Origin of the sequence: Veillonella parvula, assembly GCF_032575955.1 — a bacterium.
In the GTDB taxonomy this organism is placed as follows: domain Bacteria; phylum Bacillota; class Negativicutes; order Veillonellales; family Veillonellaceae; genus Veillonella; species Veillonella parvula_J.
Genome location: NZ_JAWFXN010000001.1, coordinates 54,422 through 68,436 on the forward strand (window position 1 = coordinate 54,422; position 14,015 = coordinate 68,436).

Below are 14,015 nucleotides of genomic sequence, written 5' to 3' on the forward strand. Positions count from 1 at the left end.
AGAAGAACTACCAAATCTATATGACCGGTAGCGATTTTAATGGTGTTGTTTGGAGGAGGATATTATGAACTACGATAAAGCTCATGATTTAGCTCACGCAATGCGTGAATCTGAAGAGTACAAAGAGTTAATGGCTGCTCAGGAAGCAGTGAAGGCAGATGCAGTAGCGACGGGGTTGGTTCGCACATTTATGGCACAACAAATGCAATGGGAATATGCTAAGTTGTCTGGTGCTCCAGAAGCGGACGAGTTGCAAAAGAAACAAGAGGAATTGATGCCTCAAATTCAGGAAAATACTGCAGCGGCTGCTTATTTGCAAGCGCAAATGCGTTGGAGCCAGATTTCTAATGATATTTACAAAATCATTAGCGAACCAATCACTGAGGGGATGAAAGTGTTAGATCATGGCGAACAACAACCACAACATTAAGGTATTACAAACAGCTTTATTAGAAAAATTACCAAGTACACGTGTACGCGAGCAGGAGCTTCTTTGTCATCATACGACATTCAAAATTGGAGGACCTGCAGACTTATTTATTGAACCTACTACGATGGCAGAACTTAGTTTTACGCTTCGTACCATTCACGAATTAGATGTACCTGTAACTATTATTGGTTGTGGATCTAATATTTTGGTGAAAGACGGAGGTATCCGTGGTGCTGTTGTATCAGTTCGTCATATGACTCAAATCATGGATTGTAACGAAAACACATTGTGCATTGGTTCCGGGTATATGTTAAAAGATGCTTCTGAATTTGCTTGGGAGAATAGTTTATCTGGTCTTGAATTTGCCATTGGTATTCCAGGCACACTTGGTGGTGCCGTATTTATGAATGCAGGTGCTTATGACGGTGAAATGAGCCACGTAGTTACTGCAGTGAGAGCCGTAGATTTCCAAGGTAATATCAAAGAATATGATGCATCTCACTTGGACTTTGCTTATCGTCATAGTGTATTCCACGATAATCATGAGGTTATTGGGGAAGTTATTATGACACTCAAACCAGGCGACAAGGATGCCATCAAGGCGCGTATGGATGAGTTAACAGAAAAACGTGAATCCAAGCAACCTTTGGAATATGCCAGTGCAGGTTCAACCTTTAAACGTCCACCAGGGTACTTTGCAGGTACATTGATTGAACAAACAGGCCTAAAGGGGTTGTCTGTAGGTGATGCGCAAGTGTCCCACAAACATGCAGGCTTTGTCATCAATACAGGTAGTGCTAGTGCAAAGGACGTACTTGATTTGATTGCAGAAGTACAGCGTCGTGTGTACGATAGACATGGCGTACACCTTGAGCCCGAAGTACGTATGATTGGTGAAGACTAATATCAACTAAATACTAATATAAGATTTCTTATGTAACGTTACTCTTTTTAGGGATGATGGATTCATAAGAAATCTTTTTTTATGTCCATTATAAGCGTATGATATTTATATAGTTAGTCTATATTTGGGAGGCGATGATATGAATACTTTGTTGGCCCAAGAGATTCATGATAAAGCACTAGCATGTGGGTATGACGATTGTGGTATAGTACCTCTTGATGCACTTGATTTTTATAAAGAACGAATGATAAAGCGTTTAGAAGATGTACCTCAAAGTAAAAAGGTATATGCACATAGTAATGCCTTTTTAACATTGAAAGAAAACTATCCTTGGGCACAATCTATAGTGGTTTGTACTGAATATTTTGGAGCGTATAAGTTTCCTGCTTCGCTTCAAAAGCGATATGCAAAAGGCTTACTACTATCGTTAGCTAATATCCCTGATGGGGTCGAAGTCAAACAAAGGCGATCTTTTGAAACATGGTTCAATGATAAGAACATCCAATTTATTGGTGGTGAAACAGCAAAGCCTACTGGTGTTGTTCCTTTGCGCCCTGCTTCTGTAGCGGCAGGACTTGGAATTTATAGAAAAAACAATTTCTTTTATGGACCTAAAGGCTCTAATTATGAATTGGTAGCCTATTTAATTGATCAGCCTTGTGAGTATATTCGTCATCTAGAGATACCACCATGTCCAGAGACTTGCGATTTATGTCAGCAAAAGTGTAAAACGAAGTCTCTATCTGCACCTTTTACAATGAATCCATTAACCTGTGTATCTTATATCAATACCTTTGGTGATGGTAAATTGCCAGAAGGTGTGACAGAGGATATGTTGGAAGAGTGGATATTAGGTTGTGATAATTGCCAAGACTGCTGTCCGTTTAATAAAAATCATGATTGGAGTATAGGTAAAGATTATCCTGGGCTTGATGCATTAGAACTTATACTACAGCCAGAATATATTTTGAAAGCCTCTGATAAGGAGATTATAGAAAAGTTGATTCCTAAATTCTGTTTCCATTTAACAGATAAACAAATTCCGTTGTTGCGTAAATCTGCTAAGCGGGCGATAGAGCATAAATAGGTTGTGTCCTAAGATGAGTCAAAAGTATAATCGAATGTTGAAATTGCCATGATTAGAATAGGTGTACTGTTTTGACTTTTTTCTATAGACTGCGTTATAATTAACTGTTGCCAATTTTGGGGAATATACCTGCATAGCCTGTTTTATCGAGGCTATGTGATATAGAATATACTGAAAGAATTAAAGGGAGGATCTTATGATTCGCGAAAATCTTCGTAATGTAGCGATTATCGCCCACGTTGACCATGGTAAAACTACTTTGGTGGACGCGTTATTAAAACAAAGCCATGTGTTCCGTGAAAATGAAAAGGTAGCAGAACGCGTAATGGACTCCAACGACTTGGAACGTGAACGCGGTATTACTATTTTGTCTAAAAACACTGCTGTAATGCATGATGGTATTAAAATCAACATCGTTGATACTCCAGGCCATGCTGATTTCGGCGGCGAAGTAGAACGCGTACTTAACATGGTTGACGGCGTATTGCTTCTCGTAGATGCTTACGAAGGTCCAATGCCTCAAACTAAATACGTTTTGCGTAAAGCCTTAGAACAAAAATTGAAACCAATCGTAGTTATCAATAAAATCGACCGTCCTGACCAACGCGTTAAAGAGGTTGAAGATGAAGTTCTTGAATTATTCATGGAACTTGAAGCTGATGATGATCAACTCGACTTCCCTGTAGTATACGCATCTGCTCGTTCAGGTGTGTCCAAAACTAATTGGGATGATGAAGCTGTAAACATGGAACCGTTATTCAAAACATTGATCGATGAAATTCCTGCACCACAAGGTGATATGGAAGGTCCTCTTCAATTTATGGTAACTACACTTGATTACGATAACTTCATCGGTAAAATCGCCGTAGGTCGTATCGTTCGCGGTAAAATGAAAACCAACCAACAAGTGGCTATCATGAATGGTGAAAGTACTCGTAAAGCGAAAATCGGTCGTGTGTATACATACAATGGCTTGAACCGTGTTGAAACTGATGAAGCTGAAATGGGTGATATCATTGCATTTGCTGGTATTGACGATATCAACATCGGCGAAACAGTAGCAGATGCTGAAAATCCTGAAGCATTACCATGCATCTCCATCGACGAACCAACATTGTCCATGGTATTCTCCGTAAATAACTCTCCATTCGCAGGCCGCGAAGGTGAATTTGTTACATCCCGTCACTTGCGTGATCGTTTGTTCCGCGAAGTAGAAACTAACGTATCCATGAAAGTAGAAGAAACTGATTCTGCAGATGCGTTCAAAGTATCTGGTCGTGGCGAATTGCATTTGGCTGTATTGATTGAAACTATGCGTCGTGAAGGCTACGAATTACAAGTAGGTAAACCTCGCGTAATCTTCAAAACTATTAACGACCAATTGTGTGAACCACTTGAAGCATTGACTATCGACGTACCTCAAGAATTCATGGGGACCGTAATGGAAAACCTTGGTCAACGTAAAGCTGAATTGACTAACATGGTTGAATTGGCCGGTTACCTTCGCATGGAATTCGTAGTTCCAGCTCGTGGTTTGATTGGTTTCCGCGCACAATTCTTAACAGCTACAAAAGGTAATGGTATTATGAACCATGTATTCCATGGCTATGCACCATACAAAGGTGAAATTCCTTCCCGTACACGCGGTGCTTTAGTAGCATTTGAAAATGGGGAAACTACTCCATATGGTTTGAACTCTGTTCAAGACCGTGGTACATTGTTCGTTGGTCCTAACCAAGACGTGTACGCAGGCCAAGTTATCGGTGAAAACACTCGTGAACTTGATATGGATGTTAACCCATGTAAGAAGAAACACGTTACTAACATGCGTTCCAGCTCCTCTGACGAAGCAGTACGCTTGACTCCACCTCGTATCTTCTCCTTGGAACAAGCTCTTGAGTGGATTAATGACGATGAACTCGTTGAAGTAACACCTGAAAGTATTCGCATGCGTAAAACAATTCTTGATCGTAACGCACGTGCGAAAGCAGCAAAGAATAAAAAATAATATCTTATGCAGATATATAAAGGCGCTCCTTAGGGGGCGCCTTTTTTATCTAATCTATAAGTTATTATCTAACATATTCCTGTGGATTATATCTCCATGAAAATAGATGATAATTTTATCATTTATGATTAATGGGTATAAAAATGCGTTAATATACTAAATACGCATAATAACTTGCTGATAGGGGTATTGGTATATACGAAATATTTGTAACGCTGTATAATAATATCAAGTTTGTTGAAATAAGTTATTGATTATGGAGGTTCTTATGAATAAGAAAATCTTAGCTTCTTTATTTGCAGTAGGTTTGGCTGCAGGTTGTGTGTGCTCTTCCGTTGATGCGCATGGCGTATTCTTTGCTAACCGCTTAGATGAAAAAGCGCTAGTACTTGGCGAAGGCCCTGTTGATGATGCATATAGCCCAGAAATGGTAAAAAGTATCATTGGTTTAGATAACAATGGCATGGTAATTCCTGTACAAGTTATTAAACATGAAAAAAATGTAGTAGTTGTACCAAATGATAAATTGGGTATTACAGTAACTGACTTTGACTATGGCTACTGGACAAAAGACAAAGATGGTAAAACTGTTCATAAACCAATCTCTGAAGTACCAGGTGCTCAAAAAAGTACACATGCCATTAAATATGACGTTCACTACTGGAATGCAGAAGCAAAACCTTTCAATAATAAAGATGCTTTCATTCAAATCATTCCATCTGTTAACCCATTAACTCTTAGAAAAGGTGATACATATGAAATCCAAGTTTTGAAAGACGGTAAACCATATGCAAATGCACCTCTTATTAAAGACGTAATTAATGATCTTACTAACGAAAGCAAAGCTGATGAAAACGGTAAAGCAACTGTTGCAGTAAGTGCTAACGGCCTTAACGTAGTAGGCGTTGAAGTGGGCTTCCCAACTCAAACTAAAGGTGAGCAAAATAAATACTTCAGTGCATTGTCCTTCATCATCAATCCTGAATAATATAGGATATACTATTTACTAAGTGTGTGAAATAAACAAGACCTCCTAAGTTGGATTTAGGGGGTCTTTTTATAATTTTAGGGTGTACGTATAAATGCGTTCTGTGAGAGCCTCGTATTAAGCGAGGTAAGAAAGAGAGATTTTTATGAAATTACAACGAAATGTATCAGCTGTGATGGCTGCATTGGTATTAACTGGAATGACCTGCTCTGCATTTGCTACAGAAATTAATGCCACAAGCGATAAAGCGGAGGAATTGCTTGGCTTAACAATGGGGTCACCGGTACAAACACAACCAGAAGTTAAGCATATAGAAGATACCTTGATGGTTAATGTGCATGGTAAAAGCTTAACAGATACAGGTAAAACTAAAAATGTATCAGGTATTTATAATGGATTTGGATCACAATTGACGGTGGATAAAGATTTGATTGTACGCCTTAAAAATGATGCACCAGCCTCAAAAAGGGAACTCGGTCATTACTATATGAGCGCTGTGTATGCTGGTTACGGTGGTAAAGTGCCAAGACTCAGCAAGGACAATCCTGATAGAGATTATGGAGATACTAATATTTACGTCAAAGGCAATGTAGATATCGATGCTATCGGTGTCGGTTTACAAGCTAATCAACGTGGTCATATTATTGTTGATGGTGGTGGACGTATCATCACGCATCCTTTAGAAACTTCTGATACTTACTCTGTGGTGGCAGAAGAGGGTGATGTATACGTTAATACTGGCTCTGATGGTAAACATCCAGGGTCTAAAGAATTGGTCGCTGTTGGGAATGTAGGGTTAATTAATAAGGATTATGGACGTGATCCAAATCATAACGAAATGCCAACGAATATAGCATTAGCTTTTACAACACCTAATTCTAAACTTACGGGTGCTGTATTAAATGAATATGCCGAAAGCAATAAGAACCCTCATAATTCTGGTGCTGACATTTACTTACAAAATGGAGGAACTTGGAATAATGAATGGATTGGTATGGAGCGTCCTACCCCTAAAAGAGAACGTCCATCTGGGGATAATGCAGCATATCTATACAAGGGCAGTAAGGTTCGCAATCTCGTAGGTGGATCACGTCCATCGGCATCCGGTATACTTCATCCTATTGATGCACGACCTATTACAATTCAAAATTATAGCGGCTATGTTAATGCTGTTTACAAGACCGGTGTTCCAGCTAGTGAAAATGGAAAGGGGAATATCGTTATTGAACATGCTGCAGATAATAGCCATATTACGTTGCAAGGCGATGGAGCTAACTTGACTAATGATGATAGCTACCGTAAGGAAATACAAGCCTTAGCCGATAAATTACAATATACTGGCAATGATAAGAAACTGAGTACAACTGTTCAAATCAATGAAGGTATTACTCGTCCAGGTGCTGTTGCAGAGCTTGGTGCAAATCATTTTGATTCACAGGGGCGCCTTGTTGTAAATGATACAACAAAGATTAATCGTGCTAGTGAATCATCCTTGGTAAGTGGCACAAAATCTGCTCTTACATCGACCGCTATGGCATGGAAGAGTAATACCAATGATTTACAACGCCGTTTAGGAGATCTTCGTTTAGCTAATACAAACAAAGGTGTATGGGCGAAATATATAGGCGGTAAATCTAAAATTACAGACGGTGCTGATGCACATATGACGTATAATGGTGTACAAGTCGGCTACGATCATAAGACTTCTAATGGTTGGATTTTTGGCGGCGCTATTGATTACAGTACATCTAGTAATTCATATGCCAACGGTACTGGTGATGGCAAACTTGGCGGCATCGCCTTGTATGGCACAAAACAACATGATGATGGTCGTTATTTAGATATCATTGCTCGTGGTAATAGATTATCCAATGATTATAAGCTCTACTCCGTAGGCGGACAACGTGTGAACGGTGATTACCATACATATGGCACATCCTTAAGCGCTGAATATGGTAAACGTATTAAGAAGGAAAATGGCTTCTACATCGATCCTAGTGTAGAATTTATTGTAGGCCGTTTGAATGGTGTATCCTATGATGCTTCTGTTGTCGGTGGTGGTTCTATGCATGTGAAAGCTGATGCTGTGAACTCTGCTGTAGGCAGACTCGGTATTGGTATTGGGAAGGAAACAGAAAAATCCAATATCTTTGCTAAACTAGCGTTGGCTCACGAATTCTCTGGTAAGGTGAATACAACGTATTCTGCCCCGGGAAATTCAACAGTACAAACAGAAGTCGATTTGAAAGATACATGGCTCGATGCTGAGATTGGCGGCTCTTGGAACATTCGACCTAGTACATATTTATATGGTACATTCACTAAAAACTTTGGTGCTACCATAGATAATACATGGCGTATCGATGCGGGGGTACGACATAACTTTTAATTGAACAATTAACAACCTCTGTAGCATATACTGTTACAGAGGTTATTTTAATTATCGTCTAAACTGACTTATTTTATATCAGAATGTCGATTAGTAAAAAATCACAATAAATCTTATTAGAACATAATAAAACATATTAAAACATAATAAAACATAATCTTTTGTATTGAGTGGTTAAATTTAGTATGATACTATATCAATATATGAAAGAGGTGGTTGTTATGGCAGTTGAACGTTGGGTATCAATGGATGAAATTTGTGAGCATATGGGTGTAAGTAGAGATACAATAAAAAAAATGATAAAATTACAGAACATGCCTGCTTATAAATTTGATAGAAAATGGAAGTTTAAAATAAGTGAAGTAGATACTTGGTTACATGAAACATATTGCTTAAATAGTAGGAATGAGGGTAAGTAAATGTTAAAAACAATTGACTTATTTGCAGGCGCCGGAGGATTAAGCCTTGGATTTGAAATGACTGGAAAGTTTAAGGTATTAGCTGCGGCTGAAATTAATAAAAATGCACAAGCTACATATAAAAAAAATATTGTTGAAGGTAAACCTACATTTACAATGATTGAAGATATCAACGGATATGATTTTATGGAATTAAATGAAAAATTAGGTGGTATTGATGTAGTAATAGGTGGCCCCCCATGTCAAGGTTTTTCAAATGCTAATAGACAGAAAAATCATTTAATTAGTATGAATAATAGTTTAGTTAAAGAATTTTTTAGAGCTATAAAAGAAATCAAACCTAAAGCATTTGTAATGGAAAATGTGAGTATGCTTAGATCAGACACTCACCGATTTTATGAATCAATCAGTGATAATAAAGAGATAGATGCGCTAATTGAGGATGGATTTGATATTCCTAAAAGATTAGATTCTCTATTTATAACAAATGAAAAATTTGAGAACATTGATTATACAATGATTGATGATATATGCCTTAACAGATTTTTAATTCCAATTGAGATTTTTAAATTATTAAATATACTATATAAGAATTTATCGAATGAAAGAAGATTAGTGCGATTTTTGGAAAAAAATAGGTTGGGGTTAATCAGACGAATTACAACCTTTCTTGATGAAGAGATAGATGCTTCTATTAAATTTAGATTACAAGCTATTTGTGATTCATTAACTAACAATAATATTGAGAACAAATTAAACTCTATTGAGTATATTGTTAATCTTCAGAAAGTAATTTATACGATACAAGAGATAAAGAATAATGGATTGATAGGTAAATTTGAAATTAAGGGGGATTCTCATTTAATATTTAAGGTGAATTCATATTCTGTAATAGATTATATAAATGCTATTTTAGGTGGTGAATATAGTCAAATAGGTTCAACTGTTAATGCGGAATGGTTTGGGGTGCCTCAAACTCGTAGACGATATATAGTTATAGGTATTAGAAAGGATTTATATCCTAACATAAACCCATCACTTCCTGGAAATCCTGATACTCTAAATATAAATACTGTAGAAGATGCGATAATGGATTTAGTTTCTTATGAAGCTGGGTATGAAAAAGATTACAAAGAGATCCCTTATAACTCTGATGATATTCTAAGTGATTATGCTAATATGATGAGACAGGGGAGTGGAACTGTTAAAAACCATATAACTACAAAAACCTCTGAATTGGCATTGAAACGTTTTGAAGCAATCAAACCTGGTCAAAATTTTCATAGTCTTTCCGAAAATATGAAAAATACATATACAAAACCTGAAAGAACTCAAAATACAATTTATTTACGACTTAAATTAAATGAACCTTCAGGTACCGTTGTTAATGTAAGAAAATCTATGTGGATTCATCCTATTTTAAATCGAGGGCTAACAGTTAGAGAGGCTGCAAGACTCCAATCATTTCCTGATAAATTTGGATTTGTAGGAACTAAAGATTCACAATTTCAACAAGTAGGAAATGCAGTTCCTCCATTATTAGCGAAAGCTATAGCACAACAAATATTAAATTATATATTATAAAGTCAAAATAATATCCATCAAAATTAATAATATTTGATGGATATTATTTTTTATTTTTCAAATATATGGTAAATATTATCTATATATTTGAATATATAGAATATATATGTTATATTTTTAGTATAAGTTTCGTTAAAAAAGGATTGTCATAGAAATGAAAAAAGATAAGGAATCAAAAAGAGATAAATTTGTTAGATTAGCAGAGGCAAGAACTAATAAAATTATTGACATGTTACAGTTACTAGGAAATTGTTCAAATACAAGTACGTACAGTTACACACAATCAGATGTCGATAAAATCTTCAGTACTATAGAGTCAGAGGTGAGGGAGGTAAAAAAGAAATTTAATAAAACTGAAAGTAAGAAAGGTGCTCGTTTTTCTTTAGATTAAAGGGGGATTAATTGATGAATAAGATGACGGCAATACCTCAAAATTATAAGAATAATGTTGAATGGATTTTAGGTGCCTATGAAGATGCTGGTGTAACATTTCCCAATGGTTTTCAAAAGGATGCAATTCAAAATGCAGTTGGCGCAAGAAAAACAAATAAATGGAAGAATTGGTCTTGCAATATATCCGTTTGTAAAACTGATAAAGGCGAATTTGTTATAGTAGAAGACTCGGGGACTATGGGGTTAACTGGAGCGAATATTCCAGCTGAAGAGATTAATAAATTAATGGCAGCAGGTGAGACACTTGATTCAACACAACGTTTAGCACGGTTTACATCAATGTTTAACTCCGGCGGTAATGCTACAGGGGGAGGTTTGTTCGGGGCTGGAAAGAGTGTTTATTCAGTAGCTTCAGATACGTATACATATTATTTTGACTCATTAAGAGAAGATGGGTTATATGTTGCGAATATGAATAAGTGTGGACAGGTTCAATCTGTAGCACTTGAAAATGATGAAGCTAAAAATTTTATTTATGACTTTACTGGGCTTGCTCCAAAACAAAATGTAGGTACTCGTGTAATTATAGAATATCCTAAAAAAGAATTAGTTGAATCTATATCAAATGGAGATATAGTTTCATATATTCAAGAATCTTGGTGGCTAATAATTAAGCGATTAGATGAGGGTGCTTCTATTTCTGTAAACGGGAAAATGGTTAAAGTGCCATCAGAACCTTTTAATGTTGAGCATATTTTTGAATTACAAAATTCTGAAAAATATATGGACGGTTATAGAGTAAAACATTTTGGATTATATGTTTCTGATACCAAAGATAGTATGTGGCATGGAATCTCTTACTATAGAAAAGGAATGAAAATTGGGGACGTCGATCTAAAGGATATCCCCGAGAAAATAAATAAAAAATTTTGGGGATATATTGAAGTTGATGAGGCGTGGGAAGATGGGCTCTCTGAAATCGAAGATAGAGTTCATTTTGGTGTCAGTAAAGGTAAAAAGAACTCTAAGTCGTATCAAAATTTAAAAGCGTTTTGTAATCAAATGGTTCAATCTCTGCTAATTAAATGGGGGTATATTAAAAACCAAGAGTATGAAGATAAAAAGTTAAAAGATAACCTTACCAAAATTGCAGAAGAGTTACAGGATCTGTTTGGTAAATTAGGATATGAAAATTTAGGTATAGGACCTAAAAAACCTGATTTTGATGTACGTTGGCAAGATATCAAATATCCGGCTAAGGGGAGTGAGCAGGTTACCAGCGGTGACGAAATTAAATTTTCGATGAGAATTACAAGCTCATATACAATTGATAAAAAGTTTGCTTATTCCTTATATGTATTAAGTCCTGATTCGGGTGAAATTATTTCATATATTGATAAAGATGAAATAATTATTAAACCTAGTGATGTCTTTAAAAAAGAATTTTCTCATGTTATAAATCCTGATAGTTCGCTACGATACTCCGAAAATAGAATTATATTATCTGTAAAGGTTATTGGTAGTGGTAAGGAAAAAAAGAAAGAGCTTCCATATTTTTATGATATTAATAAACCTGATAATACTAGGGAGTCAGTTAGTCTTTCGTTACATGAATGTACATTTCCTATAGAGGGTAGCCGTAGAGTAAATTTCGATGATTCAATTACAAATGTTTGTTATAGAATTGAGAATAAAAGAAATTATACATTGAATTATAAACTTAATATTAGTATTCACAATATAATGGATAATGCTTCTAAGATTACTGATGTTGGTTCATTTTCTGGAATACTAAATCCATTCGAAGAAATTTTTACACCCTATATAGATCATATTACTTTTGCACGTAATGTTTATGAGAAATATTTAAATGAGGGAATGATACAATTAAGAGCTAGATTAATTGCTAATGAGGACGATGAACAGTTTGAAAAAGGTGATAAAATTACTTCATATAATCTAAATATTTATTTGAATATGGATGATAAGAATGGACAAAATGATGCATTTGAAGTTCAAAGTATCGATGCTCCTGAAAATTATAAACGTGCATGGAATCAGCCTGGTGCGAATCGAACAATATATTTAAATATAGGACATGCAGCTTATCATAATATGGAGGCATACCCTGATTTACAGATGGCATATCTTCGTGAGCAAATGTTAAAACAATATGTATTGCTATATTTATCTGAAGGTAGATATGATATGTTTGGTGATATAGATAATAATTTTTTAAACTTAGAACCTCAAGAGGCCGCAGAACAAGTTCTTGAAAAAATTGAAAAGATTTATCATAAAAGTCTAGAGTAGGTGTTGCAAATGGGACATATAGTTAGGTTGGTGGATGGGCATCTTGTATATGATGGATTACTGTCATCACAAGAGAAAGCTACTGTTGATGAGATTTTAGAAACACTCCAAAAAGAAATACCTATTATTGAAGAAGATTTATTTCAAGAATATGGTAAAAATGTATTATACAAATACAATTTAGGCCTATTTCTTGGTGAACTATTAGAACGATATAATATATCAGTAACAGATCGTCGAAGATTTTGGGATGAAATTAAAACTTTAGCTACTAAGGAAAATCGGAAAAGAAATGAAGGAGCTAAATCTGTAACAAGAAGTTTTTATCAACAATGTTATATCTTAGCACAGCAAGAAGTAGAGGTTGTTAAAAAGCTGAGCTGGCGTCAATGGCAAGATATTTTAGATCGAGTGGGGAATAGGGAAGACTCTCGTATATTTGAGTGGATAAAAAGTTTGGATGAAAAAATCCGAGAAGATGATTGGCGAGAGTTTGAAAAAGCATTGCATCTTTATTTAAAAGATAAAGATACAAGTGTATTTAGCCAATCTGAGCTATTTGAAATATATGATTCTATTATGCTTATGTGCAAAAAATGGAGACAACTCTTTAAAGTGTTCGAGGTTAGTCATCCAAAATCTGCAAAAATTAAATCTAAGGCAATGTGGGCAAAAAAATACTATAAATTATGCTTTAAGAAAAAAAAGGAAGAACGCTTGAGAACTATTACAGATAAAATTTGTGATATAGCATTTAAAGAACTTATGGAGTATTAATATATCTTATGAAATTTATATTGATACTGATGAAAAAAAGCTATGAAATTATAGATAATACTTGGCGTATTGATGCTGGGGTACGACATATTTTTTAATTAAATATTGCACTAATGGTCCTTATAGCGTATGCTGTAAGGACCATTAGTATGTAAGGAGTTAATTATGACTAAGATTTTATTCATTTGCCACGGCAATATTTGTCGTTCTACAATGGCAGAGTTCTATATGAAACATATCGTTAACATGACTGGTTTAAGTGATTCTATTCATATCGAGTCCGCTGGTACATCTCGTGAGGAGATAGGGAATGATACCCATTATGGGACTAAACAGAAATTAGATGAAATGGGTATCCCTTATACTCGTCGCAAGGCACGCCAAGTGACGATGGAGGATTATCACAACTTTGATTATCTCATTATCATGGATGAAAATAACGGGCGGAACTTATGTCGTATCGTCGGTGATGATGTAGATTCCAAGGTGTATAAGGCGATGTTGTTCATTGGTGAAAGCCGTGATGTGAAGGATCCTTGGTATACGGGAAACTTTGATGAAACGTATGACGATGTGAGCCGTAGCTGTGATGCTCTATTAGCATTGATTAAAAAGAATATGTAATTAAAATAGCCTCTAATATTGGTTAATATAGGACTTAATATTAGGGGCTTCTTGGTATAAACCTAGTATTCATATGTACTTTATACTATCGAAGCATAG

At 35.6% G+C, this 14,015-nt stretch carries 12 protein-coding genes; all 12 read left to right on the forward strand.

Annotation, left to right across the window (positions count from 1 at the left end):
* The first annotated feature begins 64 nt into the window (after positions 1-64).
* The 12 genes from E7L28_RS00225 to E7L28_RS00280 all read left to right on the forward strand — a co-directional run bounded on the left by E7L28_RS00225 (position 65) and on the right by E7L28_RS00280 (position 13,916).
* On the forward strand, positions 65-430 hold the full coding sequence (locus E7L28_RS00225) for a YlbF/YmcA family competence regulator (RefSeq protein ID WP_316691731.1): 366 nt from the start codon (positions 65-67) through the stop codon (positions 428-430).
* Entirely contained in the window at positions 405-1,334 is a 930-nt protein-coding gene (gene murB, locus E7L28_RS00230) for a UDP-N-acetylmuramate dehydrogenase (RefSeq protein ID WP_155086008.1), read from the forward strand. The genes E7L28_RS00225 and murB overlap by 26 nt, the downstream gene beginning before the upstream one ends.
* Positions 1,335-1,473: 139 nt before the next feature.
* Positions 1,474-2,421 carry an epoxyqueuosine reductase gene (locus tag E7L28_RS00235; protein ID WP_316691732.1) on the forward strand — a complete coding sequence of 316 codons (948 nt, stop codon included), beginning with the start codon at positions 1,474-1,476 and terminating at the stop codon, positions 2,419-2,421.
* A 196-nt stretch (positions 2,422-2,617) separates the two neighbouring features.
* Positions 2,618-4,429, forward strand: a complete 1,812-nt coding sequence (gene typA / locus E7L28_RS00240) for a translational GTPase TypA (protein WP_316711346.1) — start codon at positions 2,618-2,620, stop codon at positions 4,427-4,429.
* Between the two features lie 268 nt (positions 4,430-4,697).
* Positions 4,698-5,417: a DUF4198 domain-containing protein gene (locus tag E7L28_RS00245; RefSeq protein ID WP_205112544.1), complete on the forward strand. Its 720-nt coding sequence runs from the start codon at positions 4,698-4,700 to the stop codon at positions 5,415-5,417.
* A 145-nt stretch (positions 5,418-5,562) separates the two neighbouring features.
* Entirely contained in the window at positions 5,563-7,806 is a 2,244-nt protein-coding gene (locus tag E7L28_RS00250; protein WP_316711347.1) for an autotransporter family protein, read from the forward strand.
* A 221-nt stretch (positions 7,807-8,027) separates the two neighbouring features.
* Positions 8,028-8,225: an excisionase family DNA-binding protein gene (locus tag E7L28_RS00255; RefSeq protein WP_287540716.1), complete on the forward strand. Its 198-nt coding sequence runs from the start codon at positions 8,028-8,030 to the stop codon at positions 8,223-8,225.
* Complete coding sequence (locus tag E7L28_RS00260) at positions 8,226-9,809, forward strand: DNA cytosine methyltransferase (protein ID WP_316711349.1); 1,584 nt, start codon at positions 8,226-8,228, stop codon at positions 9,807-9,809.
* A gap of 154 nt (positions 9,810-9,963) precedes the next feature.
* Positions 9,964-10,200 carry a hypothetical protein gene (locus tag E7L28_RS00265; RefSeq protein ID WP_008714395.1) on the forward strand — a complete coding sequence of 79 codons (237 nt, stop codon included), beginning with the start codon at positions 9,964-9,966 and terminating at the stop codon, positions 10,198-10,200.
* Positions 10,201-10,214: 14 nt separating this feature from the next.
* Positions 10,215-12,515, forward strand: coding sequence for a hypothetical protein (locus E7L28_RS00270; protein ID WP_316711350.1), 2,301 nt, complete (start codon positions 10,215-10,217; stop codon positions 12,513-12,515).
* 9 nt (positions 12,516-12,524) lie between these two features.
* Entirely contained in the window at positions 12,525-13,292 is a 768-nt protein-coding gene (locus E7L28_RS00275; RefSeq protein ID WP_316711351.1) for an ATP-dependent helicase, read from the forward strand.
* Positions 13,293-13,457: 165 nt separating this feature from the next.
* Positions 13,458-13,916, forward strand: a complete 459-nt coding sequence (locus E7L28_RS00280) for a low molecular weight protein-tyrosine-phosphatase (protein ID WP_316711352.1) — start codon at positions 13,458-13,460, stop codon at positions 13,914-13,916.
* Positions 13,917-14,015 lie beyond the last annotated feature (99 nt).

Excerpts from the sequence above, each read along its gene's own strand:
- E7L28_RS00225 (WP_316691731.1), top strand. The coding sequence starts at position 65 with ATGAACTACGATAAAGCTCATGATTTAGCTCACGCAATGCGTGAATCT.
- murB (WP_155086008.1), top strand. The coding sequence starts at position 405 with ATGGCGAACAACAACCACAACATTAAGGTATTACAAACAGCTTTATTA.
- E7L28_RS00235 (WP_316691732.1), top strand. The coding sequence starts at position 1,474 with ATGAATACTTTGTTGGCCCAAGAGATTCATGATAAAGCACTAGCATGT.
- typA (WP_316711346.1), top strand. The coding sequence starts at position 2,618 with ATGATTCGCGAAAATCTTCGTAATGTAGCGATTATCGCCCACGTTGAC.
- E7L28_RS00245 (WP_205112544.1), top strand. The coding sequence starts at position 4,698 with ATGAATAAGAAAATCTTAGCTTCTTTATTTGCAGTAGGTTTGGCTGCA.
- E7L28_RS00250 (WP_316711347.1), top strand. The coding sequence starts at position 5,563 with ATGAAATTACAACGAAATGTATCAGCTGTGATGGCTGCATTGGTATTA.
- E7L28_RS00255 (WP_287540716.1), top strand. The coding sequence starts at position 8,028 with ATGGCAGTTGAACGTTGGGTATCAATGGATGAAATTTGTGAGCATATG.
- E7L28_RS00260 (WP_316711349.1), top strand. The coding sequence starts at position 8,226 with ATGTTAAAAACAATTGACTTATTTGCAGGCGCCGGAGGATTAAGCCTT.
- E7L28_RS00265 (WP_008714395.1), top strand. The coding sequence starts at position 9,964 with ATGAAAAAAGATAAGGAATCAAAAAGAGATAAATTTGTTAGATTAGCA.
- E7L28_RS00270 (WP_316711350.1), top strand. The coding sequence starts at position 10,215 with ATGAATAAGATGACGGCAATACCTCAAAATTATAAGAATAATGTTGAA.
- E7L28_RS00275 (WP_316711351.1), top strand. The coding sequence starts at position 12,525 with ATGGGACATATAGTTAGGTTGGTGGATGGGCATCTTGTATATGATGGA.
- E7L28_RS00280 (WP_316711352.1), top strand. The coding sequence starts at position 13,458 with ATGACTAAGATTTTATTCATTTGCCACGGCAATATTTGTCGTTCTACA.